Raw genomic sequence first — 26,111 nt, forward strand, 5'->3', positions numbered from 1 at the left:
CTTCCTCTGCCATGAAACCTGTCTGGAATTCCTTGGCTTTTACGCTTGTGCTATTGTCCGCCTCCCCCGCAGCAGTGCTGGCAGAACCGACATCGCCTCCTACGGTGATCGTGACTCCAGTTCCCAAGAAAACTGAAACCCCAACGCCTCAACCAGAGGATACCAACACGCAAAAGGATTCACCTCCGGCGGTAATCGTCACTCCAGTTCCGACAACGCCAAAGACGGAAGAAACCAGCACCCCCGAAGTCAAACCCTCTGCTGAGGAAACAAAACCAGAACCCAGTCCGGAAGCAAGTGAAAAGCCGGAAACAAAACCAGAATCCGATACAGACGAAAAAGCTGAGGAGGAGAAACTAACTCCAGAAGAAATTGCTCAGCAAGAGAAAATAATTGAAGCGGATAAGCTTTATCTGGGGGGACAATTTGCTGCGGCTGAAAAGCTTTACCGGGAGGCAAAAGTTCCTTTTGCTAATGCAACCGAGAAAACTGAGCGAAAAGAAGCCATTACTGACGCGGATAAGTTAGCACCAGCGGGGAGAGTTTATTGGCGCGAGGCTCAAGCGGGTATACAACAAAAACTGGAAAGCAAAATTTTTGTGCCGCTGCAATTTTTAGTAGAGCAGTATCCTGAATTTATTCCCGGTCAGGTAGAGTATGCAAAAGCGCTGCGAGATTACAATCAGGTAGAAAAATCTTTACAAGTTTTGGAACGGGCAAGCACTCTTTATCCCGCCGAACCGATGTTGCTCAAAGCAAAAATTGCAGCATACGGTCAAAATAAAAAATGGTTGGAAGCTTCGCTGTCAGCACGTCAATTTGCGTTGCTTAACCCGAATCATCCAGAAGCGGCGGAGTTTGCAACGCTAGCGGAAGAGAATCTAAAACGTTATCAATCGCATTTACGCGCCGAATTGAGAGGGAATGCGATCGCTAATGCGATCACGGGTGCTTTAACCTATGCTGTCACTGGCAGTTTGTTTGGCCCTCTGACTGCCGTTGAAAGCGCCGCACTGATGCTGCGGGGAGAATCTGCGATTGGTCGATCGGTGGCAAAACAAGCCAAACGCGAACTGCCACTGGTTGAAGATGAAGAGGTGTTGAATTACGTTCGGGAGATAGGAAATAAATTAGCAACGGTAGCGGGACGCCAAGATTTTGAGTATGAATTTTTTGTGGTTCTAGATGACGATCTCAATGCTTTTGCTCTACCAGGAGGGAAGGTTTTTGTCAATGCGGGGGCGATCGCTCGCACCCATTCTGAGGCAGAATTAGCCGGTTTATTAGCTCATGAATTATCTCATGCCGTCCTCTCTCATGGGTTTCAATTAGTAACGCAAGGAAATCTGACGGCTAGCGTGACCGGATTTATTCCTTATGCTGGAAATACCGTCACCAATCTGATTGTTTTTGACTACAGCCGCGACATGGAACGTCAGGCGGATATTCTCGGAACTCGTATTCTCAGTGCTACCGGCTATGCGGCGGATGGGATGCGGAATCTGATGGTGACGCTAAGCAAGCAAGATCGCGATCGCCCGATCTTCAGTTGGCTTTCCACGCACCCGATCACCGATGAGCGGACTCGCTATTTAGAAAGTTTAATTCAGACTAACGGCTACAACCGCTATGCCTATGAAGGAGTAGCGCGACACAACGAAATTAAGGCAAAAGTGAAGAAAATTCTCGACGAGGCAAAGAAGAAGGAAAAAGAACGCAAACGAAAGCGCGATCGCAATTAGCAATTCAGCGAGTGGACACGATCAACCTAAACATTTGATGTAGCTTAGATTCAGGAACGAAACCCAACATTGACAACGCTTTGATGGGGTACTATCCCTAGAAGGATAAAGCCTTATGGCATGAACGCGCCTCCGCGTCTGCTCGATCTATCCGACAAATACGAGATCCATCTACTTAGCCATTAAGCCATGCAAAGAGTATTAGAACCCGAAGTCATGGACAGTTTGGAAGAAGCTGTTGAATATGACTCGATGGACTTTACAGAAATAAATGGGACATTTGCTCAACGGGCAATTGAGCTAGGAACAACAAATGCAACTGTTTTGGATGCCGGAACCGGAACCGCTCGAATTCCTATCTTAATTGCACAGCAACGCCCTGAATGGCAAATTTTCGGCATTGATATGGCAGAATCAATGCTGCAACTTGGTAGAGAAAATGTAGAAAAAGCTGGGTTGCAAAAACAAATCATTCTGGAATTTGTTGATGCCAAGAAGTTACCTTATCAAGACGGAAAATTTGATATGGTAATTTCCAATAGCCTGTTTCACCACCTACCCAATCCACTGCCATTCTTGCAAGAAGTGAAACGAGTGGTAAAGCCGCAGGGTGCTATTCTCATCCGAGATTTAATTCGTCCTCCAAGCGAGGAAATAATGAATAATTTGGTGGAAAGTATCGGTACAAATTACAACAAACATCAAAAGATGTTATTTCACGACTCTCTCCACGCTGCGTTTACCTTGGATGAAGTGCAAGACTTCTTGCAACAAGCTGGTTTGGAGGGTGTTACAGTTTATCGATCGAGCGATCGCCATTGGACAGCCGAACGAGCCTGGGTTGATCCCTCTTAAATCCGCTTGAATCGCCGTTATCTTTCCTGAGCCTCATTCCCAACCCTCTTTACGCTGAGGAGTGTTGCAGACGGCGTGAGGTTCTTCAGCAACAAGAATTAGAGAGGTCAAAGCAATCGTGAAAGTAGGATTTTTAGGAACTGGGTTGATGGGACAGCCGATGGCTAAAAGGCTGTTAGACGCTAAAATTCCAGTAGTTGCATACAATCGTACTCAGTCAAAGTTAGCACCTTTGCAGGACGCTGGCGCTAAAATTGCCGACTCTCCACAAGAGGCAATTCGCGAGTCTGAGTGCGTAATTTTGATGCTGACAAACGCTACAGCAATTGATGAGATTTTGTTGTCAGAGGCTTCCCGACAAGAGTTAAAAGGTCGCACAGTCATTCAAATGGGGACGATCTCACCCACAGAAAGTAAAGCGATCGCTTCCCAAATTGTTGCAGCGGGTGCAGAGTATATTGAAGCACCCGTGTTGGGCAGTATTTCGGAAGCAGAAGCCGGTAAATTAATTGTCATGGTAGGTGCTTCCGATGAGCAATTTCAACAGTGGTCGGATTTTCTAAAACATTTTAGCTCTGAACCTCTACATATTGGCTCAGTCGGTGCTGCCGCTGCTGTCAAATTAGCATTAAATCAATTAATCGCTTCCCTTACCAGTGCTTTTGCCCTTAGTTTAGGTTTTGTTCAACGTCAAGGTGCCGACGTTGAGCTGTTTATGCAAATCTTACGGGAAAGCGCCCTTTTTGCTCCCACTTTTGATAAGAAATTGCAGCGGATGTTAGATAGGAATTATGAAAATCCCAATTTCCCAACTAAACATCTGCTCAAAGATACTAACTTATTTCTCAATGAAGCTAAGTTAAATGGCTTGAATGTCAGCAGTTTGGAAGGTATTCGCCAAATTTTAGAAATGGCACAGGACATGGGTTTAGCGGATGAGGATTATTCGGCGCTATTTTCTGCGATTAATCCTGAAGATGAATGAGTGTTTTAACGCAAAGCTACGCTAAGCTAAGCGCAAAGGTTCGCGAATATTCTTAGCGTACTTCTACGTTCATAATTTTTTAGTAAAAACGGAATAAACTAGGCAAGCAATAATATTTTCTGAATAAAAAATTAACCAAGCCTTAATCAAAGCTTTGCCGAAGGTTGATGAACGCCAATTAAGCTGTTCAACGCATAAACGCGGAGAACACCATGTCTTTATCACGGCGGCAATTCTTCACCCTGGCAGGCGCGAGTGCTGCGGGTGCTGTATTAATGTCCCCTCTAGAAGCGCTCTATACCAAAGCAGCCAGGGGTCAATTAGTAAATGGGGGAGGTTATGGCCCACTGATTCCAGATCCCAATGGTTTATTGGATTTACCACGCGGATTTCAATATCGCGCTATCTCTCGGACTGGAGACATGATGAACGATGGCAATCCAGTACCGGGTGGTCACGATGGGATGGGTGCTTTTCCCGGTCCTAATAACACAACTATCTTAATTCGCAATCACGAATTAAGCCCGAATTCTACCACGCAAGTTGTCGGACTCAAATACGATAATCTCTGTAAAGGTGGCACAACAACTCTAATTGTAGGGGCGAATCGCCAAATACAAAGTCATTTTGCTTCCCTAGCAGGAACCTACCGCAACTGTGCAGGTGGCACGACTCCTTGGGGTTCGTGGATTAGCTCTGAAGAAAATACATCAACTCCCGCTACAAACGATCCAGTTAATATTACGGGAAATGTCAACCAACGTCACGGTTATAACTTTGAAGTTCCGGCGAATGCAAAAACAACTGTGACTCCCGTGCCTTTGAAAGCAATGGGGCGTTTTAACCACGAAGCGGTTGCAATCGATCCAAAAACTGGAATTGTTTATGAAACTGAAGATAGAGGCAATGGTCTCTTCTATCGCTTCATTCCAAATCAACCGGGCAAACTTGTAGAAGGCGGTGTTTTGGAAGCTCTGAAAATTAAAGGAATGCCCCAAGCAATTACTAAAACTAACTTCCCGGTGCGTCAACCAATGCAAGTTGAATGGGTTCGCATCGACAATCCCGACCCGGATACAGATACTGTCCGCGTCGAAGGCTTTAGTAAGGGTGCAGCCCAATTTACACGTGGGGAAGGCATCTGGTACGGCAACGGTGAATTTTACTTTTGTTGCACAGATGGTGGCGCTGCCGGACTCGGTCAAGTTTGGCGCTACGTTCCTGGGAAAACAGCACAAGAAGGCGGCACTCTTGAACTTTTTGTTGAACCAAATGATGTAAATGTATTAGATAGTCCTGATAACATTGTTGTGGCTCCTTTTGGCGATTTGATCATCTGTGAAGATGGTGACGACGAGCAATTTGTAGTCGGCGTCACTCAAAAGGGCGAACTCTACCAATTTGCTCGGAATGCTATCAATGATAATGAGTTCGCTGGTGCCTGTTTTTCGCCCGATGGTCAGACCATGTTCGTGAATATCCAAACTCCTGGCATTACTTTTGCTATTTGGGGACCTTGGGCGAAAGGATAATAATGGGTAATGGGTAATGGGTAATGGGTAATGGGTAATGGGTAATGGGTAATAGGTAATGGGTAATGGATAATGGGTGATTCTTGCAAAGATAGGGAATTTCGCATCTTTACAGTTACTCTTTCTGATTACCCATTATCTGCAAGGTAAACATTCGTGGTATAGGTTAAATATACATAGCCGCGCTCATTGCAAGCGCTTGCATACAGTTCTTGCAAATCTGCCACCAGTTGCTCGTATGCCGATCCTTCTTTAGGGATGTACGATACACTATTTACCCTGCCAATTAGCCCCTCTAAATCTAACTGTTGCCAGTACTCAAAGCTATGGGAGTGGACATCAGGAAAATGCGGACTGGTTAGCAGTGGAGTAGCTGAAACCATCCGCTTTTCTGCTGGATGATTGTTTGATGCAATCTCAACTAAGCGGCTGTAATTTGCTGTGAATTGATCGTTTTGATCGCGATCGTTCCATACTACCGCTAGTCGTCCCCTTGGCCTGAGAATGCGGCGGAATTCTAGCAATGTTGGTTCTGGATTAAACCAATGGAAAGATTGGAAGCAAGTCACTAAATCAACAGATGCGTTGGGTAAATTCGTGACTTCTGCTGTCCCATCGCGAAACTCTACCAAGGAATGCGGTGATGCAGCTTCTCTCATTGCGGCGTTTGGCTCGATAGCGATCGCATTCACTCCCCGTTGAGCTAACAAACGCGAGGAAATTCCCGTCCCTGCACCAATATCTGCGGCGACCAGTTGTGAAGGATTTCCTAATCCCTTCAGGATAATATCAATAGCGGCGTCTGGATAGTTCGGTCGATACTTGGCGTAATCCTCTGCTCGGTTGGAAAATCGGCTCAGTGGATTCATTGCGTGCAACGGCGTGTCTTTTGAGTTATTTTCTTTCACCAGCGTCACTCACTAATAAATTTTGACGATTTTCGGTATAAGGCCAGAAAAAAAGAATAAAAGTTTCTTTCTTTACTCTAGTTTATTTTTTTCACGTAAAAGGTCTGATTAACAATAAAATTAGCATTTTTTTAGGAGTTCTAATTATAAAATAATGACTCCTTTACCTACACCTTTGTTGATTTTTCCCTAAATGTTTATTAGTAGAATGTAAACAAAGTTCTCTCTTCAAGATAAAGAGAAACTTTTTATCTTGAAATCTAGACTTTACTCAAGTTCTTATAATATTATAAATTTTGATAAGGAAGAACCATCCTTAAATATTTATTTAGGATATATTTCGATTATTCAAATAATAGCGCTAAGCCTAAGAATTTGTAGTAACCGCAATACGATTTCCTAAATTTCAGTTAAGAGCGATCGCGTGAGTTTATCGCGATCGCTCTTAACTGGTTTGGGAAATATCAGCGATCGCAAATGCAATAGCCATTGAAATAAGCCCCAGGATGGAAGCCTGGGGCTTATATTTGCTTTAAACGATTAAAGCTCTCAGCGGCGTTTTTTTCCGGTTCGTCGCCGCAGTTTCTGTGCCAGCGACGAAGCTTCCCGTTCGGCTTTGTAGAGATCGATGGATCGAGCCGTCAGCACTAACGATCCATCAAGCTTTTGCCCGACGTAGGGGAGACTGGTTGCTTTATACTCGCAAATGTCAGCTTTACCCCGAAGGGATTTCAAGTCTGTATTAACTTGAGCTGAGATTGCCTTGAGTTCCTGTATTGCTGCCTCTAGCTCCGCTGAAAGCCGATTGACTTGGGTTGCTTGCGCCTCTAGGTGTTTTAACTTTTCATTCAGATGTTCCTGTAGCAGTTCCTGATAGGTTTTCACCCGTAGTGACGGAATTAACCTTCTGGAATCGCCTGTCTTTCGAGGTCGTCTTTCAGTATTGGCGATCGCTGGCGATGGAACGCGCTTGTGTTTGGCATCACCTTTTACGGGTTGGCGGTCTTCGCCACGTTTCATCTGGACTACTTTGAGGCTGGCTTGCAGTTTTGTCATGTCGATGGCTGGATGGCTACCTAACGACTTGGATGCGGACGCAATCAGTACAATTGTACTATAACGGGAGGCGATCGCTACTTACTCTGGTTTTTTTTTCAGTGGTAGAGCAATATAAGTGGGAGCGCAGTCTACCAAAACCTAAGGAGTGCATACAATGGTGCGAACCGCCTCAACCATGTTGGCGCTGGGCACTACAGCCCCAGATTTCCAATTGCCGGATGTGGTATCTGGTCAAACCGTTTCCCTTGCCACCTTTGCCGATAAGCAGGCATTACTGGTCATGTTCATCTGCAAGCATTGCCCCTTTGTGAAACACATCCAGGGAGAACTCGTGCAACTTGGCAAAGATTACGTCGGAGAAGAAATTGGAATTGTGGCAATTAGCGCCAACGATGCCAGCAACTATCCAGATGATGCCCCTAACTCACTCAAAGCAATGGCGAATGAGCTGGGATTCACCTTTCCTTTGTGCTACGACGAAACTCAAGAAACTGCTAAAGCTTATACCGCTGCTTGTACCCCAGACTTTTTCCTCTTTGATGCCAACCAAAGTTTGGTTTATCGCGGTCAATTAGATGATAGTCGCCCTGGTAACGATCGACCCGTCAACGGCAACGATTTACGAGCCGCAATTGATGCGGTGTTAGCCGGTCAATCAATCCCCTCAGACCAGAAGCCTAGCATCGGCTGCAACATCAAGTGGAAGCCGGGGAATGAACCGACATATTTTCCTCATTAATCGCAGCAACAGAGACTTGTGGAAGGGTGCAGAATCAAGCTTGAAGGTTATAAAGATGATATGAAACCTTCCCGGCTCCCTCTTTCCAGCTGCCTCTTCCTGCTTGCCTTCATGAGCGGATGTCAAAATCAGAAACCAACGAATACCGAGATGGAGGCGTGGAGAAATGAGGCGATGCAAAAAAACGCCGCAATGGTTGCTGCTCATACGAACAATCGACAGCGGCAACAGTGGAATCTAGAAATTCAGGGGAAAACGGCGGCGGGAAAATCCGTGCGGTTGACTATGCAAGAACTAGACGCGATCGCAACCACCCATATACGGACGCGATCGCCCCATAATACCAGCAACAACCCCGATCGGATTTTTGACTTTCGGGGTGTTGCTATCTCTAAACTGCTCGACAAGTTCGGCATCACTAATAGTAAGGAAGTAACGCTTGTCGCTTTCGATTCCTACCGTGCCACCGTCAGCATTGCAGACTTGCGTGCGTACCCGATTATCATTGCTTTAGAGCGCGATGGAATGCCCATTTCCCGCAGCGAAGGCGGCCCGCTTTCTCTGGTATTTCCTTACACCGAGTACCCGCAGCTTGAGCAAAAGTATCCCGACCGTTTTTGGGCATTTTACGTGACCAACTTGATTGTCGGTACCGAGCCAGTGCAACTGCGCGTTGGCGAAACCCCGCTTGATGCCAAAACCATCAGCCAACTGCCACAAGTCACCATCGAAGAAGCTGTTGGCTACCCGATTGGATGGCCGATTGGTAAAGTCAAGCTCACGGGCGTGCGCGTGCGGGACGTTCTGGCGGCTGCCGGTGTTACCCTGCCAGAAAACCGTATGGTTATCATTCGGGGAAAAGCGCCCGTCTCTCGCAATGCCCTGAATCCAATTCGTTTGGCAGCTAACGAGGTGCGAGACTGCGATATTTTGTTTGCCACGCACTGGGGTAACGAACGCAATCCGATTCCTGCCAAAATGGGTGGTCCGATAACGCTGGCTTTCCCCAGCAATTGTCAAGCGAGATCCGAGAATCAGCGCTGGCTCACTTTTGTGGAACAACTGGAGGTTAGTAAATAATGGCGAATGGTTAATCTGAGTTTTGAGTTTTGAGTTTTGAGTTTTGAGTTTTGAGTTCCAAGAAAATTATTTTATTCAAAAGTTTTAACTTTTGAGAGTTTTGAGTTTCAAGAAGATTTTTTCGTTCAAAACTAAAAATTTAAAATTTCAAACTTTTTAGAAATTACCAAGTAACCATTACCAATTAACCCTGATGAAAGTTGCCGCGTTCCGTTCAATTCATACACGAATTATGACCGCCACGACACTCTTGATTGTGGCGATTGTTGGTTCTGTAGTGTGGCTGTGGGCAAAGAACGAGAGACAACTTTACCGCGAACAGAAACGGCGTGAAGTCCAGCAGCTAGCGATCGCCTTATCCAATACCTGGACGAACGAACTTGAAGACCAAAATTGGGGTCAGATTCGGCTCGGTTTCAATCTCCTACTGAAGCGCAACCCAGATTTTGTTTACATTCTGATCTCCGATGTGCGCTTGTCAAATCAAATCGTCGCCGCCAGCGAAAGCGAACTTCAGGAACAGTATGTTCCCGATATTGTGCCTGTGTGGGTAACGGACTCGGCGCTGGCAGTATATGACGATACCCGTGTTGTTGAGACATTCCTCCTACGCGACATTACTTTCAACCGCAAAGTGCGGGCACGCCAAGGTGAAACTGCCATCGAAGTTGCCGCCGCGATTCGCAACTCTTCGGGGCAAAAAATTGGGACGTTGCGGATTGGGATGTCACTGCGGCAGGTCAATCAAGCGGTCGCGATCGCTGTCGAAAAAGCGCTGTTTGTGGGGGTTTTTGCTCTCTCCTTGGGTCTTTTCGGTTCCTACCTGTTGGCAACAGAACTCAGTAGTCCTGTGCGGCGGTTGCAAGTGAGTGCTGCCAAAATTGCCGCAGGCGATTTACACCATCGGGCTGAAATTTACCGCAAAGATGAAATCGGCGCTTTAGCGATCGCGTTCAATGATATGTCGGCGGCGCTACAAGGTTTGTTTAGCCGACTACAGAAAACTATCGAGTCTTTTCATCGATTCGTACCAGAGAAATTTCTTCTGGTGATTGCACCCGACGGCATCGAGAACATCCAAGTCGGCTTTGCCTCGACGCGCACGATTACGATCCTATTTGCCGATATTCGGGGCTACACGGCAATGTCAGAACAAATGACGCCCTTAGAAACCTTTTCATTTTTGAATGACTACCTCGCCTGCATGGGACAAGTGATTGACAAGTCCGGCGGTTTCATAGACAAGTATATCGGCGACGCGATTATGGCGCTCTTCGATGATGAAGCGACGGACAACGCTCTGCACGCAGCGTTAGCAATGCGACAGCGACTTAAACTATTGAATGAAGAGCGATCGCATCAAGGTTTGCCAACCATCGACATCGGTATTGGCATTCATCGAGGCGAGGTCGTCATGGGTACCGTTGGATTTAGCTCCCGTATCGAGTCTACAGTTGTTGGGGATGCCGTAAACGTAGCCGCTCGTGTCGAAAGCCTCACCAAAAACTACGACAGCACCATCCTCGTCACCAAGCCAATCGTCGAAGCGCTGCGCCACCCCGACACTTTCCCCCTGCGCTTAGTCGATAAGTTTGTTCGGGTGAAAGGCAAGGAAGAGCTAGTAGCGATTTACGAGCTTGATGCAGTGTAGGTCGTTTACCGAGTCTATTTCCTCGATAAGCTCCTCTCTTCTCTTCCTCTGCGCTCTCTGCGTCCTCTGCGGTTCGTTTTTCCCAAATTAAAGAAGACTGTTATATATTCCAGGAAAGGCTGAAATTTTAAAAATTCTTAATGTCTCCGCTTCAAGGATTTTGAGGATTTTGACCCGATAAGGCAGCGCTCAAGAATCTTCAACTAGACAAACTGATTAAGATTTTAAAAATGTATCAAATGCGCCAGTTTTTTTTTACAAAATGGTGAATAATTTACTCATATAAATCTTGCTAATTACTCAGTATTCTAGGAGAACCTCACCCCTTCTCTTGCGCCCCTCTGTATCTGAAGGAAAGCGACTGGTTGAAGGTTCCAAATGATGCCTATTTAAACGGGTTTGCTTTCAGATTAATCCCTTCATAAGTTTTGCCCGTTAAAGCTTACAGCTATTTTGAATAATACCGGGAGAGAAAACAAAACTCTGAAAAATAGAGGTTACAAGCAGGTGTGGCTTGAAATTTAATCTTCAGCAACCTACTAAGATCCTATTTGGCAAGTAACCATAAAGATAGACTTTTAAAATTAAAAATGTTTCAAAAGAAAGGTTTTATTAGCAATAAGCAGCTTCTGTAACAAAGTCTACCGTTTCGATTTTTAAAAGCGCCTAACTTAGCATAAAAAGCAGTATTTAACAGCGAGAGCAATAGCTGTACGGTTACACGTGCAATTGCGCCAGATACAGGTACGCAAGGAGGAACCGTGACTAACGTAACTACCCCTACAGAAGCAATCAAGGCAACCAAGCCTACAGAAAAACTAAATAAGATTGAAAAAGCCAAAGCTGCAAAACATCCCCTATTGCTGAAGCAAGAACTGGAGCATTTTGCCCAAATTGGCTGGGAGGCGATGGACGACTTTGAACGGAACCAAGGGCTAAAGTGGTTGGGTTTTTTCCATCGCACGGTGACACCCGGCAAGTTCATGATGCGAATGCGGATACCCAACGGCATTTTGACCAGCACTCAGATGCGAGTACTGGCTGAAATCGTGCAACGCTACTGCACGGGTTCGGGATTTCAAAACCAGGGAAACGCTGACATTACGACTCGGCAAAATTTCCAATTGCGGGGGATTCGGATTGAGGATATCCCAGAGATATTCAACCGTTTGTTAAAAGCCGGTCTGACTTGCATTCAATCAGGAATGGACAACGTTCGCAACATCACGGGTTCGCCAGTTGCAGGCATTGATGCGGCTGAATTAATTGATACGCGGGGGATTGTCCGCAGCCTTCAGGACATGATTACCAATAACGGTGAGGGCAATCCCGAACTCAGCAACCTACCCCGAAAATTTAACATTGCCGTTGCCGGGGGTCGGGATAACTCCGTTCATGCCGAAATCAACGACCTTGCCTTTATCCCCGCATACAAAAACCACACCATTGGATTTAACGTCATCGTCGGCGGCTACTTTGCGCCGAATCAGTATGTAGAAGCCATTCCCCTTAATGTTTGGATTCCTCCTGAAGAGGCTGTCTCTTTAAGTAAGGCAATGCTGGAGGTTTTCCGGGATAATGGTCCCCGCGAGAATCGGCTAAAGTCCCGGATTATGTACCTGATTGAGGGCTGGGGCGTTGAAAAGTTTCGGGCGGAAGTGGAAAAACAACTAGGGCATTCGCTGGAATCGGCGGCTGAAAAAGATGAAATTGACTGGGACAAGCGCGACCATATTGGCGTTTATCCCCAAAAGCAACCCGGACTGAACTACGTCGGTTTGCACGTCCCTGTCGGTCGCTTGTATGCCCATGAAATGTTTGAACTTGCGCGAATGGCGGAAGTTTATGGCGGCGGGGAGATTCGTCTGACGGTCGAACAAAATTTGATTATCCCCAATATCCCCGACACGCGCTTAAGTCCCTTCTTAGAAGAACCACTGCTTCAAGAAAGGTTGTCTATCGATCCAGAAATCCTGAACCGGGGGCTGGTTTCTTGCACAGGTAGCGAGTTTTGCGGCTTTGCGCTGATTGAAACGAAAAACCGGGCGCTTGCCTTGATTCAGGAACTGGAGGAAGAGTTAATTCAACCGCATCCGGTTCGCATTCACTGGACAGGTTGCCCAAATTCCTGCGGTCAACCACAAGTTGCAGATATTGGCTTCATCGGTACGAAGACGCGCAAAGATGGTCAAACCGTAGAAGCGGTCGATATTTGGATGGGTGGCAAGGTCGGGAAAGATGCACACCTAGGCAAAGAAATTATGAAAAAGGTTCCTTGCGAGGATCTCAAGTCAGTGCTGCGAGACTTGCTGATCGAACACTTTGGGGCAATCCCCAAGCAGCCACAAGAAAAGCTAGAAGCAGAGATTGCCGTTAGTCGTTAGTCATGCGTCATTAGTCACTTGCTAATTACGAATGACCGATGACCGATGACTAATGACCCATGATCCATGACCCATGACTAATAACGAATGCCATGAGTGACTCAACAAAAACCCTCTGCCCTTACTGTGGCGTTGGCTGTGGCTTAGAAGTTTCGCCGCCAGCGGCTGCAAATCGGGAGACAAATCGAGATAGCCAAGGAAATCCGATCTGGAAAGTGCGGGGCGATCGCTCTCATCCCTCCAGTCAAGGTATGGTATGTGTCAAAGGAGCGACGGTTACAGAATCGATTGATAAAAACCGTCTCCTCTACCCGATGATGCGCGACTCTCTGGATGAACCCTTCCGTCGCGCTTCCTGGGAGGAAGCCTTAGATGCAATTGTCAGTCGCATTGGTTCCATCCTAAACTCCACTGGCCCAGATGCCCTATGTCTCTACGGTTCGGGTCAGTTCCTGACGGAAGACTACTACCTTGCCCAAAAGCTTTTTAAAGGAATCTTGGGCACGAATAACTTCGATACCAACTCGCGCCTATGTATGTCTTCCGCCACGGCGGGGTATTTTTACAGCCTGGGTTCGGATGGCCCGCCTTGTTGCTACGAAGATTTAGAACTAACCGACTGTGCTTTTATCATCGGTAGCAACACAGCAGAGTGTCACCCGATTATCTTCAATCGGCTGCGGAAACACCATAAACAAAACCATCACGTCAAAATGATTGTGGTCGATCCGCGTCGCACCACCACCGCCGAAGCCGCCGATTTGCATCTAGCCATTCGACCCGGTACCGATATCGATTTACTCAATGGCATCGCTCATTTGCTTCTACGATGGGGCAAGATGAATGTGGATTTCATTGAGGATTGCACCGCAGGCTTTTCCACCTACGCTGAGGTGATTCAACTCTATCCACCGGAAGTTGTCGCCGAACGCTGCGGCATTTCCCTGGATGAATTGATAACCGTTGCCAAAATGTGGGCTGATTCTAAGCGCGTCCTCTCTATGTGGACGATGGGTTTGAACCAATCTTCCGAAGGGACTGCGAAAGTCTCCAGCTTGATCAACTTGCACCTGATAACGGGTCAAATTGGCAAACCCGGAAGCGGCCCTTTTTCCCTGACGGGTCAACCTAACGCGATGGGGGGACGGGAAGTTGGGGGTCTGGCTCATTTGCTGCCTGGATATCGTTTAGTGAAGAATGACCAGCAGCGAACTGAAGTTGAGCAGTTTTGGAAGCTTCCCGCCGGGAAAATTTCGCCGGTTCCCGGTCGCAGCGCTTGGGAAATTATTACCGGACTAGAAACGGGAGAGGTCGAGTTTCTCTGGATTGCAGCGACAAACCCGGCGGTGAGTATGCCAGACCTGGAACGAACGAAAGCGGCGCTAAAGCGATCGCCTTTTACGGTCTATCAAGATGCCTACTATCCCACGGAAACCGCTGCTTTTGCTCACGTTCTACTTCCGGCGGCGCAGTGGGGGGAAAAAACTGGGACGATGACCAATTCGGAAAGAGTCGTCACCCTGTGTCCCGCTTTCCGCAAACCTCTGGGGGAGGCGAGGGCAGATTGGGAAATCTTTGCAGAAGTGGGTCGTCGATTGGGATATCCCGAACAGTTTGCTTTTACTCACTCATCGGAAATTTATGATGAATTTGTGCAGCTAACACGCGATCGCCTCTGCGACCAAACTGGCATCAGCCACGAACGTCTGAAAAAAGAAGGCCCCATTCAATGGCCCGAACCGATTGAAAATGCCAAATTAAAAATTAAAAATGAACCGAGAAAATCTTCCCTCGGCACTCCTAAAAGGCTTTACACCGACTTGCGCTTCTCGACGCCGGATGGACGGGCGCGTTTTGTTGCCAAGCATTCGCGGGGACTCGCAGAACCCCCCGATCCAAACTTCCCCTTTGTGCTGACGACGGGCAGGCTGTACGGGCACTGGCACACGCAAACTCGTACCGGACGGATTGCAAAAATCCGCCAAATGCATCCGCAACCGTTCATTGAGATTCATCCCCGCGATGCTGCGAAGTTGGCGATTCAGGAGAATGACTGGGTGGAAGTGCGAAGCCGTCGCGGAACTTCTCGATTCCCAGCCAAAGTCACTCAGACCATTTCTCCCGGTACAGTTTTTGTCCCCATTCACTGGGGCGATCTTTGGGCGGATGATGCCGAAGCGAATACCCTGACTCACTCCGCATCCTGTCCCGACTCTCTGCAACCCGAACTGAAAGCTTGCGCCGTGCAACTGGTGCCGATTGCTGCCCATCTGATCTCTGAGGAGTGTTTGCTTCCAGAGACTCAATCCAAAGCTTTGTCCTCACCGCTGCCTGTTTGAAGCGATCGCAAAAGCTTTGATTTTCTATCTGCTTTCACGCCTAAATTTCTACCAAAAGCTTACTGTTCTGGGTTAACCCGAACGCTATCTGCTTTTTCTCCAAAAGCGCTCCACAAGCCTGCCTCTCCCAGCGCGATTGGTGTCTGGGATTGGAGTTTTGCAAACGTTGAACTATAAACAACCGGAATCAAACCGAAAATCATCGATACCACCGTAACCAAAAGCACTACCATCAATGGATTAGAGGGTTCTTCCTCCGCTATCAATACTTGGGGGCGTTCTTGCGTTTTCATTACTAAAACCTTTTGATTAATTTCTAAAAATTGTGTGTCTATTTAAATCTAGCAAAAATTCTGTAGCTGAATATACAAAAATCTTCTTTTACAAAAGTTTAAAATAGCCTGAACTTGATTTTCTAGGTAGTGATGAATTTCAGCGAATACTGCACCTATCAAAAGGAGGAAATCAGGTTTAGCAAGTTTGCAGAACCCGCTGAGGGATGCAACCACCATCCGTGTCTAGAGAGGAGTCAATGTCAGGAAATGCTCACATAGGATTAATCTAATTTTGCGAGAGATTCTGGCTCTCCGACCAAATAACGCGATCGCATTCTGAAAATATAGAGACTTATCAATATCATTTAATTTTTTGAAGCCCTTACAATCTAATGGCTCCAAGACTATCCGCAAAACCTATTAATAAATGCTGACTTAGTAAGATGTGACAGATGTATACAGACAGCTTCTAGAACGCCTAACTAGAAAATAGCAGCAGAGAAATCGGTCTAAAAATCCAAGCTGAGGAAAGCAGCTTTAGTAAAAACTTCTCATACCTTCCCTTTGATCAAAGGGAAGTTATTTGCTTGAAAAAATCAAACGGTTATCGCTCAGGAAATACTCAAAAATAATCCCTCTATTACACATTTTGCATGAGTTGAATGCAAAATGTGCAATGGAGAAGAAAGAATACTTCACAATACAGATACAATACCTAACAAGATAGAGATTTCAAAAGAAATCTGTCTTTTGTAACAAATTCTACGAACTCAGATTATTCAGTTCATTACTCTAACAGAAGCGCTTATTGCTAAAAAAACTAACGTTCGGCAGCTCGGCTCGATAAGGTGAGATTTTATGTTTGAAAACTTTCAAGCAAAAAATAGACCGAACCCCGTGGCAAGCGCCTAATTACGTAAATTTTTTAACTAGGATTTATATCCCCGATTGAATCTATAAAATTTACGCTAACCCAAGAACAGTTCCCGCTTTGATGCATACTTTACTTGAAAAGAAGAGGTTCTGAAATGTCCGGATTATGGTCATTTAGCGGTCGATACCGCATCTTACACCTGACCTGGTTTGCATTCTTTTTAACCTTTGTCGTTTGGTTCAACTTCGCCCCTTTTGCCACAGCGGTGAAAGCAGATTTAGGTTTAAATGAAGCCCAACTCAGAACTCTCGCTATTTGTAACGTTGCGCTCACCGTTCCGGCTCGAATTATTGTCGGCATGATTCTGGATCGCTACGGTCCTCGGATCACCTATTCATGCCTTTTAATTTATGCGGCGATTCCTTGCCTGATGTTTGCATTTGCACAGAATTTTTCCCAATTAGTATTAAGCCGCTTAGCGCTGAGCATCGTTGGGTGTGGATTTGTTATTGGCATTCGGATGGTGGCGGAATGGTTTCCCCCGAAAGAAATTGGCTTAGCAGAAGGCATTTATGGCGGCTGGGGCAACTTTGGCTCGGCAGGTGCAGCGTTTACCCTCCCGACAATTGCCACAGCAGCTGCCTTTTTAGGGGCAGGTCAAGTTAACTGGCGGTTTGCGATCGCGCTCACCGGAATTGTTGCCGCTATCTACGGAATTGTTTATTACTTAAACGTCCAAGATACCCCTCCAGGTAAGGTTTACCAACGTCCCCAAAGCAGCGCCGGAATAGAAGTGACTACCCAGAAAGACTTCTGGTTTCTATTACTTAGCAACATTCCCTTAGTCGGCGTTTTGGGCGTCATTGCTTGGCGCTTAAATCAAGTTAAATTTCTCAATATCACTCAACTGTATGTCACCTGGTTTCTGCTGCTGTGCTTGTATGCATTCCAAGCTTATAACTGTTGGAAAGCAAATCACAGCTTGATGACTGGTAAAAAGCGCTACTCTGCTGAAGAGCGCTATCAATTTGGTCAAGTCGTCAATTTAGAAATTGCTTATCTTGCCTGTTTTGGCTCAGAGCTAGCTGTTGTTTCCATGCTCCCAACGTTTTTTCAAAGAGGCTTTGGATTGACAGAGGCGCTAGCAGCGGGAGTTGCCGGAACTTATGCCTTTATGAACTTGGCGGCTCGTCCAGGAGGTGGCTTAATTTCTGACAAGATTGGCAGCCGGAAGTGGACGCTGGCAGCAACGCTTGCTGGCACAGGAATTGGCTATCTAGTGTTTAGCGGTTTGGGTGCAAATATACCCCTGTTCGGGGTAGTTATTGTGACCATGATTGCTTCCTTCTTTGTCATGGCAGCGGAAGGTGCGACCTTTGCAATTGTTCCTCTAATTAAGCGGCGCGTAACGGGTCAGATTGCTGGTAACGTGGGTGCTTATGGCAACGTAGGAGCGGTAATTTACCTCACCGTCTATAGCTTTTTACCTCAGGATGCTGCGGGCGATCGCATATTTTTCCAGATGCTAGGAATTGTTGGCTTAATTTCGGCTAGTCTTTGTGCGTTTCTTCTCAAAGAACCGGAAGGCTCTCATGAAGGTGAAGAAGTCGGAATAACATCCTCAAAAACGCCCGTTTTCTCGCACGAACGCGAACAAAATTAATTTTGGTAGAAGTCCTAATTGGGAATAAATGAGGTGTTAAAAGTTATCCCAACTTAGGTTTAATAACTGTCTTTTTCTAAAACCAACCGAGTAGGGGTGAGATTGAAAGTCACCCCTATATTTTTATGGCGTGTTGAGCGGGTTTAGAGATATGCTTGGCTACTCATGCTTCCTTACCAATTTAGATAGATTATTAACATTCTTTCTGGATAAAGTTGTTTTTAATACACCTAAACGGGTGATTTGGGATTAAGTTAACTTTGCTTTCTTACTCACACTGCTAGTGACTTTGAGGAGATTTTATGTCGTCTCCCGATCGAACAACTGCCAGCAACGAGCATAACGTATATGCTGATACATTACCTAACGATTCCAACAGTGCAGGCGAACTAACTTATCAGCAAATTATTCTCTGTTCGGCAGTCATTGGAATTGCTGGAGGATTAGTTGCAACGGTTTATTATTACGCACTGGAATTAAGCCTGCATTTTGTTTGGCACACGCTGCCTGGTGTTTTGAATCCTTACTTCCCTAGCGGATTTCCCGCCTGGAATTACGTGTGGATTGCTACCACAATTGGGGGATTTTTTGTCGGTCTCACACTGCACTTCATGGGACTTCCCGGTGAAGTTTCTCTAGTCGTTGATAAGGTACACGATCCAGGACGAATTTCCCTACGCCAAACTCCGGCAATGATTGTTGCCTCACTATTTTCGATTGCAGCTGGTGGCAGTGCTGGCCCTGAAGCCCCGCTAGTACAAATCAATGGCAGTTTTGGCGGCTGGCTGGGTCAAAAGCTCAATCTGAGCCTGACGACAACCCGCGTGCTGACTTTCTGTGGCATGAGTGCGGCACTAGGTGCCTTCTTCGGTGCGCCCTTGGGTGGCGCACTCTTCGCCCTAGAAATTCCCCATCGTCGGGGATTGGAATACTACGAAGCGCTCATTCCTGCCGTGCTTTCGGCAATCTTAAGCTTTTTTGTGTTTCGATTTAACACGGGGTTGACGATTGGGGGGATGTATCACTTTGTCGCACCTCCTAAGCTTTCCCTGGTGAATTTAGGTCAAGGCGCACTGCTGGGGGCGCTAGGGGCGCTGATTGCGATCATCTTTATTGTTCTGTTCCGGAGTATTGGGTACTTGACTCAATACATCGAACACCACACGATTGCGCTGGCTACTTTGGGAGGGTTCGCAATTGGGCTGATTGCTTTAGTGTTTCCCCAGACCCTATTTTTTGGCGAAAAGGAAATTCATACGATTGTCGAAACAGGTTCGACGTTTGGAGTGACGATGTTGCTCGCGATCGCGTTTGCGAAGATGCTAGCAGTTAGTTTCACTCTCCACTCCGGTTTCCGGGGAGGATTCATCTTTCCGCTGTTTTACATTGGTGCAGCAGTTGGCTTGGCGATTTCTCTGGCTTTTCCACAAATCCACCCGACAATCGGTATGATTTGCATGATGGCGGCAGTGAACGTGGCGGTGACAAAAACACCGATTAGTTCCACTGTAATTCTCAGCGTGCTTTCAGACACCGCAATGGTGCCGGTTCTGGTGATTGCCAGTTTTGTCAGTTTCCTGTTGACTACCCAAGTCTCCTTGATTCAAACGCAGCGATCGCGCACGCCGACCGGGTTGCAAAACCCCACCTCGCTGCCCCTATATACTGCTGCTAGTGACTTTCCACAAACCAGCCCTTGAATCCTGCCGATATTGAAAGCTTTTTACGATTGTGGTAATGCTCCTAGTAGTCGCAGTTTATGCCTTTAGGAGCTTTTTCTTTGAGAAGTTATTCATCAAAATTTTTGTTATTTTTAATGAATTAATTACCCAGAAAATGAATGAAGACTGACAAATCCACCAATAATTTTTTTCAGTTTGAAGCAGATTTTGTAGAGTCCTTGCGTTGCATTCCGATGCAGGTGCGGATGAAATTAGACACTTGCGGCGTCAAACTAAAATTGCCTCACTGGCACCAATTTAGTCAAGCGGAACGACAAACCCTGGTAGAGATGCCCTGTACCACAACAGATGAAGCTCAAGCCTACCGGAAATTACTGCACCAATTCGTTGTAGAACACACAGGCGTCTCTCCCAGCGACCTTCCGATAGAACCTCATCCAGATTGGATGGATGCTACAAAAATACCGGCTAACATTCAGGAAAAGGCAGCAGAATTTGGAGCAATACTGACACCCCAACAATGGGCAGAACTCACTCCCGCCCAACGCTTTGCTCTCATCAAACTCAGCCGCCCCAGTCACGAAAACCAAAACTTTTTACCCGCACTCCAAGAATTTCACTTAATCTGAGCTATCAAGAAATGTGAAAAAATTGCTACTTACCTTGCTGCGGCATAGTTATTAGGTTACAAACGATGCTGGCAGTGCTAGAGAAAGCGTTTGTGGTTTGTCCCATCACGCTCATTATTCATCTGCCGTCAACTTTACAGGACATCTTCAACATGCCTTTTACCGCTAGCGTTATTTCATGTCAGGAGTGGGGGGCCAGACCCCCCAAACAGTGGTCAGAGGAAACCACACCTAAATACGTGATCGTTCACCATACCGATACGCCCAATCCCCCCAGCCATATATCGAAAGGAACTGTGGATGGAGCGAAAAAATTTGCCAAAAGTGTTCAGAATACCCACATGGATGTTTTCGGCTGGTGGGATTCCGGTCATAATTTTTTGAATACAACGGACGGCGTTCTCCTAGAAGGAAGAAATGGCACTTTAGCAAAAATTAAACGAGGTTTGTGTATTCGCTCGTCTCATGCTGGCAGTGCTCTAGGCAATGAATCGCCGGGAATTGAAAATGAAGGCAGATTCATGACCCATCAGATGGGTGAAAAACAATGGAATAGTTTAGTCGATTTATGCGTTTCAATTTGCAGTTCCTGCAAAATTTCTCCTGATAATATCAAAGGGCATCGAGATTTTTCTGCCACTGATTGCCCTGGTGATTGGTTATACGCTCAACTACCCCGTTTGCGTCAAGCCGTTCGTCAAAAGTTGAGTGCAATCGGTGTTCCGACAGACGATGGTTCCTTAAGAGTTGGATCGCGAGGAGAAAAAGTCAAACAATTGCAGCAGTTTTTGAAGGACAAAGGTTTTAATCCTGGTCCCATTGATGGTAGTTTTGGTACGGGCACAGAAACGGCTGTGATTGCTTTTCAGAAATCCCAAGGGTTAAAGGCGGATGGAGTTGTGGGAACAACTACCTGGAATGCGCTCACCAACCCCACGCAAGTGCCTCCAGTTAATCTGGTGAATATGTGCAAATACTACCAAGGCTTGCCTCATCAAGATGATGCGCTGGAGTGGCTTCAGACGCAGATTCCGAAAGCAACCCTCGATGAGTTTGGGAAAAGATGGCGTAAAACAACTTAAAAATCGGGTAGAAAAGCCAGGAGTTAGGAAAACAAACGATTCAAAATCTTCTCTTCCTCCTAGCTTTTGTCAGCTTCGACAGCAATCCTTGCAGCAGTTGTCAAATTCTCTGTTCTCGTGGATCTTGCCGTGCGTCCTGGAGCAGCTTGTTTCTTCACAACTCAAAGAGGATTGCAATCGCAGTCCTCTTTCATTCATAAAATCTTGGATCTCTCTTCTTACCCTTTCTTTGCACTCTATAGCGCTAACGCGCATGACTTCGCTAGTGCGTCTTCGCGGTTGCTAAAAAAATTTACAACTTAAAGAGGACTGCTTATTCAAGAGTCAGGGTTTGATAACATTTAAGGAATAAGTTGACGAACGGCTTACCGCTAGCTTCATCTGTTATTGCCTCTGGCTTGGTTGCTTGAGAATGACTTTTGGCTTGGCATAAGCGGATGAAAAGTCGATGCCCCCTAATGAAGATTAAACGCGCTCCAAAACATAAACCCGAAAACATTTGGTCGAAAGAATGGGATGATCTACTGCGGGGTGCCGCCGGTGGGTTTTTATTTGGAATTCCGCTACTGTACACGATGGAAGTCTGGTGGATTGGGTCTTTCACGGAACCGCCCGTGATGCTAGCTGCGATCGCTGCCACGTTTATCGTCGTTTTCCTGCTCAATCGCACCGAAGGCTTTCGCAAATATAAGGATATTCGACCGGGTGAAGCCGTAATGGATACCATTGAAGCGATCGCTATCGGCGTCGTCTGCGCGACAAGTATCCTAATTTTATTGCGCGAAATCACCTTCGATACCTCTTTGGGTGAAGCATTAGGAAAAATAATCTTCGAGAGTGTACCGTTTGCTTTGGGTGTGGCGCTAGCGCGTTCTTTTTTAAGTGGCGATCGCTATCAATCTCCCAACAGCGATGAAAATCCCCCACAACCAGACAAAACCCGCCTCAATGCGACCTTGGCAGATATTGGAGGTACTTTGATCGGTGCGACGATTATTGCCTTTAACATTGCGCCTACTGACGAAATCCCCATGCTAGTCGCCGCTTCTTCCCCTCCGTGGCTGATTGCGATTATTGTTGCCTCGCTGTTAATTTCTTATGGGATTGTCTTTCAGGCTGGCTTTACTAATCAACAACAACGGAAACAACAGCAAGGACTTTTTCAGCGTCCCTTAAGCGAAACTGTTTGCTCCTATTTAGTGTCGCTTCTGGCAGCCACATTTATGTTGTGGTTCTTCCACCAGCTGAGCTTTGACGATCCGTGGCAAATGTGGTTGAGCTATACATTGATACTAGGACTCCCAGCCACTGTAGGTGGCGCAGCAGGAAGGTTGCTAGCATGAGCCAAACGAATCAAGATAGCAATTCATCCCAACAGCAACGACCGCCGCGATCGCTTGCGGAATGGGTTTCCTTTGCGATCGCGACATCTATTGTGGCGCTACTCGTAGGACTGGTGCTGTATGACTGGGCAACCCAGAAAAATGAACCCCCGACTCTATCAGTCACCGCGAAGGAAAGAGAACTTCGTCAAACTCAAGAGCAATTCTACATCCCTTTTGAAGTGACGAATACTGGTGGAGAAACTGCTGAATCAGTCCAGATTATTGCCGAGTTGCGGGTTAATGGGAAAGTTGAAGAAACTGGCGAACAACAAATTGACTTTCTCTCCGGCGGCGAAAAGGAAGAAGGCGCATTTATCTTTAGCCGGAATCCCCGCGATGGCGAGTTAGTCGTGCGAGTCTCTAGCTACAAGTTACCTTAAGTTTTTTGATAACTGCTCATTTCCCGGTTCGCTGTAATTATTGGAAACGATGCAATGGTTAATAACAAACTTGTCGCAGCGAATACTCAATTTGCCTTTAAATTATTTAGGGAACTTACAAAGCAGGAGCCTGACAAAAACATTTTTGTTTCTCCAGCAACCATAGCGATCGCTCTCTCGATGACCTATAACGGCAGTGTGGGGCAGACACAAGCGGCAATGGCGATCGCGCTGGAATTGCAAGAAATGAGCTTGCAACAAGTCAACGAAGCTAACTTACAGTTGAAACAATCGCTAGAAAATCTGGATAACGAGGTGGAGTTAGCGATCGCTAATTCGCTTTGGGCGAATCAGAATGTGGAATTTAAACGGGATTTTTTGAAGCGAACCCAAGAGTTCTACGGTGCAAAAGTAACCAACCTGGACTTTAGTAGTTCCGATGCTTTGGCAACTATTAACAACTGGGTAAGCGAAAACACCCACGGCAAAATCGAGACAATTCTCCAAAAGCTTGACCCTCAAACCGTTTTAATCCTAATTAACGCTATCTATTTTAAAGGTATTTGGGCAAGCCCTTTCGATAAAGAAAATACACACGATAGAGCCTTTACATTACTTGATGGGACGCAGAAACAGTACCCGATGATGTCTCAGCACAGAACCTACCGCTACTACCAAGGTAAGAACTTTCAGGCGGTTAATTTACCCTACGGTAGTGAACAGGTGAGTATGTACATCTTCCTTCCAGATCAAAACTCAAACTTGCAAGCATTCCACAAAAATCTGAACGCTGAAAACTGGAATCAATGGATTTACCAATTCTGGCGAGAGGAAGGAACATTCGTTTTACCCCGCTTTCAGCTAGAGTATCAAGTAGCACTCAATGATGCCCTGATTGCCTTGGGGATGGGAATGGCTTTTGAAGGAGGTTTCCAGCAGATGTCTGCCCAAGACATTGCCATTGCCAGCGTCATCCATAAAACCTTTCTCGAAGTCAACGAAGAAGGAACCGAAGCCGCCGCCGCAACTGGTATAGAAGCCTCATTCGGTCCCCCCGACCCTCCCTTTAGCATGGTGGTTGACCGCCCATTTTTCTGCGCGATTCGGGATGATGATACTGGAAGTTTGCTGTTTATGGGTTCTATTATGGAGCCACAGACTGCAACATCCAAGCAATCAAACAGGAGTTAGGAAAATGGCGGGAAAAAAAATCTTGATGCTCGTCGGTGACTTTGTTGAAGACTACGAAGTAATGGTGCCATTCCAGGCATTACAAATGGTTGGGCATACTGTCCATGCGATTTGCCCCAATAAGAAAGCAGGGGACGAGGTGCGAACCGCAATCCATGACTTTGAAGGCGACCAAACCTATAGTGAAAAACCCGGTCACAACTTCACCTTAAACGCTACCTTTGATGAAGTGGAAGCGACAGAATACGACGCCTTAGTCGTTCCTGGTGGACGTGCGCCAGAATATATCCGTTTGAACCAGAAAGTATTAGAAATCACGCGCCACTTCGCCGAAGCAAATAAACCGATTGCTGCAATTTGTCACGGGTTACAAGTTTTGGTGGCAGCGGGAGTGCTAGAAGGCAGAAGTTGCACCGCTTACCCCGCGTGCGGCCCGGATGTTAACCGGGCAGGTGGGCTTTACGTGCATATTCCACCAGATGAGGCAATGGTTGACGGTAACTTAGTAACAGCACCTGCATGGCCTGCTCATCCTAACTGGTTGGCAGAATTCTTGAAACTTTTGGGAACGAAGATTGAGCATCAAGAAATGGTTGCGGTTTAACGGTCTCAATCCTATCGAAGTTAGATAATTTACTTGTCTTAGCGCTACCTACACTTGCGATTCGGTCTTAGCTCCCCTTTTAAGGCTACGGTGTACGCACATCTTGGGTTAAGGGGCAAAAAGTTGATTGATCCCCTAAATCTCCCTTTTTAAGGGGAACTTTGACTTAATTCGCCACCTTTTTTAAGGGGGGTTGGGGGATCAAAACGGGACTTGCAAGTTAAAGAAGTCTTGTGCGTATACGGTAGCTTTAAAAGAGGGTTTGGGGGCTTTCTTTGGATGTAACATCACTAATCGAGAAGTATTTGATTAGAAATCCAGTTCCTCAATCACAACCGTTCTTTTTTTCTGTTTTTAAAAAACTACTGGCTCGACTGTTCTCTTGTCTGGGTATCCAGCTTATCTACTCGATTACGCAAACGCTCCAACTCTAATCGATAGGTTTCTAATTGGCTTCTTGGAACCGTTAACCCTTCTTGATTAACTCGATTTCCAGCAGGATTATCAATGAGTTGTTCAACTTGATTTAAGCAGGCATTTAAACCGGCAGCAAATTCATACCGAGTTACAGGCCGATTGCCTTGAAAAGTTCCATCGCCATTTCCACTGAGACACCCATAACGCTCTGTTGGAGGTGGCATTTGAGAATTTGGATTATTGGGAATCGCTTCCTGTGCAACTGCACTGTTTGCTAACAGCAAGGCCATTCCCAAAACGGCTGGACTATATAAAAGTAGAGTCTTAAAAAATTTAGACATTTTAATTCTTTCCACTTAACTTGCAAAAAGGTAACTTGAATTCTGCTGAAAAAGAAACTTTTATATCTTATTGTAATGAAAATCAACTAGCTATGTGTTGATTGCTGCTGGGAAAAGTATCAAAGTTTACTTACTTCTAATTACAGATACCAGGTTCCGCCTTCAGACGTTATCCCAGTAATAGGTAAAACGCTAGATACAGCAGATTGCAGGTATATAGAGTACATTGAGGTCAGTGCATGAACAGGTAGAATGAAACCTTACTCCATCGACTTTCGAGAAAAAGTAGTCAAAGCATACGAACAAGAAAACAC

At 46.1% G+C, this 26,111-nt stretch carries 21 protein-coding genes; 17 read left to right on the top strand and 4 right to left on the bottom strand.

Annotated features, from left to right (window positions below):
• Positions 1–11 precede the first annotated feature (11 nt).
• From NDI44_RS23210 to NDI44_RS23225, 4 genes are all read left to right on the top strand, one after another.
• Entirely contained in the window at positions 12–1,742 is a 1,731-nt protein-coding gene (locus tag NDI44_RS23210) for a M48 family metallopeptidase (RefSeq protein ID WP_190415858.1), read from the top strand.
• Positions 1,743–1,931: 189 nt separating this feature from the next.
• Positions 1,932–2,597 (top strand): class I SAM-dependent methyltransferase, encoded by a 666-nt coding sequence (locus NDI44_RS23215; protein WP_190415860.1) that lies wholly within the window; start codon positions 1,932–1,934, stop codon positions 2,595–2,597.
• A gap of 118 nt (positions 2,598–2,715) precedes the next feature.
• Complete coding sequence (locus NDI44_RS23220; RefSeq protein ID WP_190415862.1) at positions 2,716–3,582, top strand: NAD(P)-binding domain-containing protein; 867 nt, start codon at positions 2,716–2,718, stop codon at positions 3,580–3,582.
• A 212-nt stretch (positions 3,583–3,794) separates the two neighbouring features.
• On the top strand, positions 3,795–5,114 hold the full coding sequence (locus tag NDI44_RS23225; RefSeq protein WP_190415864.1) for an alkaline phosphatase PhoX: 1,320 nt from the start codon (positions 3,795–3,797) through the stop codon (positions 5,112–5,114).
• A 128-nt stretch (positions 5,115–5,242) separates the two neighbouring features.
• On the opposite strand, the gene NDI44_RS23230 is transcribed toward NDI44_RS23225, so the two are convergent.
• Positions 5,243–5,983, bottom strand: a complete 741-nt coding sequence (locus NDI44_RS23230; RefSeq protein ID WP_190415903.1) for a class I SAM-dependent methyltransferase — start codon at positions 5,981–5,983, stop codon at positions 5,243–5,245.
• A gap of 588 nt (positions 5,984–6,571) precedes the next feature.
• Positions 6,572–7,078, bottom strand: coding sequence for a hypothetical protein (locus tag NDI44_RS23235; protein WP_190415866.1), 507 nt, complete (start codon positions 7,076–7,078; stop codon positions 6,572–6,574).
• A gap of 157 nt (positions 7,079–7,235) precedes the next feature.
• On the opposite strand from NDI44_RS23235, the gene NDI44_RS23240 reads away from it, so the two are divergent.
• From NDI44_RS23240 to NDI44_RS23260, 5 genes are all read left to right on the top strand, one after another.
• Positions 7,236–7,820 (top strand): thioredoxin family protein, encoded by a 585-nt coding sequence (locus NDI44_RS23240; protein WP_190415868.1) that lies wholly within the window; start codon positions 7,236–7,238, stop codon positions 7,818–7,820.
• A 111-nt stretch (positions 7,821–7,931) separates the two neighbouring features.
• On the top strand, positions 7,932–8,900 hold the full coding sequence (locus tag NDI44_RS23245) for a molybdopterin-dependent oxidoreductase (protein ID WP_242037205.1): 969 nt from the start codon (positions 7,932–7,934) through the stop codon (positions 8,898–8,900).
• A 232-nt stretch (positions 8,901–9,132) separates the two neighbouring features.
• On the top strand, positions 9,133–10,551 hold the full coding sequence (locus tag NDI44_RS23250; protein ID WP_199305025.1) for an adenylate/guanylate cyclase domain-containing protein: 1,419 nt from the start codon (positions 9,133–9,135) through the stop codon (positions 10,549–10,551).
• Between the two features lie 761 nt (positions 10,552–11,312).
• Complete coding sequence (locus NDI44_RS23255; RefSeq protein ID WP_339380841.1) at positions 11,313–12,935, top strand: ferredoxin--nitrite reductase; 1,623 nt, start codon at positions 11,313–11,315, stop codon at positions 12,933–12,935.
• 92 nt (positions 12,936–13,027) lie between these two features.
• Positions 13,028–15,274 (top strand): nitrate reductase, encoded by a 2,247-nt coding sequence (locus NDI44_RS23260; RefSeq protein WP_190415873.1) that lies wholly within the window; start codon positions 13,028–13,030, stop codon positions 15,272–15,274.
• A 59-nt stretch (positions 15,275–15,333) separates the two neighbouring features.
• On the opposite strand, the gene NDI44_RS23265 is transcribed toward NDI44_RS23260, so the two are convergent.
• A complete protein-coding gene (locus NDI44_RS23265) occupies positions 15,334–15,567 on the bottom strand; it encodes a hypothetical protein (protein WP_190415875.1) in 234 nt (77 codons plus the stop codon).
• Between the two features lie 1,010 nt (positions 15,568–16,577).
• On the opposite strand from NDI44_RS23265, the gene NDI44_RS23270 reads away from it, so the two are divergent.
• From NDI44_RS23270 to NDI44_RS23305, 8 genes are all read left to right on the top strand, one after another.
• On the top strand, positions 16,578–18,086 hold the full coding sequence (locus NDI44_RS23270; protein WP_190415878.1) for a NarK family nitrate/nitrite MFS transporter: 1,509 nt from the start codon (positions 16,578–16,580) through the stop codon (positions 18,084–18,086).
• A gap of 302 nt (positions 18,087–18,388) precedes the next feature.
• Positions 18,389–19,786: a chloride channel protein gene (locus NDI44_RS23275; protein ID WP_190415880.1), complete on the top strand. Its 1,398-nt coding sequence runs from the start codon at positions 18,389–18,391 to the stop codon at positions 19,784–19,786.
• A 140-nt stretch (positions 19,787–19,926) separates the two neighbouring features.
• A complete protein-coding gene (locus NDI44_RS23280) occupies positions 19,927–20,397 on the top strand; it encodes a nitrate reductase associated protein (protein WP_190415882.1) in 471 nt (156 codons plus the stop codon).
• A 65-nt stretch (positions 20,398–20,462) separates the two neighbouring features.
• Entirely contained in the window at positions 20,463–21,479 is a 1,017-nt protein-coding gene (locus NDI44_RS23285) for a peptidoglycan-binding protein (protein WP_242033283.1), read from the top strand.
• 458 nt (positions 21,480–21,937) lie between these two features.
• Positions 21,938–22,822 carry a TIGR02587 family membrane protein gene (locus NDI44_RS23290; RefSeq protein ID WP_190415884.1) on the top strand — a complete coding sequence of 295 codons (885 nt, stop codon included), beginning with the start codon at positions 21,938–21,940 and terminating at the stop codon, positions 22,820–22,822.
• Positions 22,819–23,244: a TIGR02588 family protein gene (locus tag NDI44_RS23295; protein WP_190415885.1), complete on the top strand. Its 426-nt coding sequence runs from the start codon at positions 22,819–22,821 to the stop codon at positions 23,242–23,244. The genes NDI44_RS23290 and NDI44_RS23295 overlap by 4 nt, the downstream gene beginning before the upstream one ends.
• Before the next feature lie 54 nt (positions 23,245–23,298).
• Entirely contained in the window at positions 23,299–24,435 is a 1,137-nt protein-coding gene (locus NDI44_RS23300; RefSeq protein ID WP_190415887.1) for a serpin family protein, read from the top strand.
• Between the two features lie 4 nt (positions 24,436–24,439).
• Positions 24,440–25,039, top strand: a complete 600-nt coding sequence (locus tag NDI44_RS23305; RefSeq protein ID WP_190415889.1) for a DJ-1/PfpI family protein — start codon at positions 24,440–24,442, stop codon at positions 25,037–25,039.
• 362 nt (positions 25,040–25,401) lie between these two features.
• On the opposite strand, the gene NDI44_RS23310 is transcribed toward NDI44_RS23305, so the two are convergent.
• Positions 25,402–25,797 carry an S-layer homology domain-containing protein gene (locus NDI44_RS23310; RefSeq protein ID WP_190415891.1) on the bottom strand — a complete coding sequence of 132 codons (396 nt, stop codon included), beginning with the start codon at positions 25,795–25,797 and terminating at the stop codon, positions 25,402–25,404.
• Between the last annotated feature and the right edge of the window lie 314 nt (positions 25,798–26,111).

Source organism: Trichocoleus sp. DQ-A3, from assembly GCF_039961975.1.
GTDB lineage: Bacteria > Cyanobacteriota > Cyanobacteriia > Cyanobacteriales > FACHB-T130 > FACHB-T130.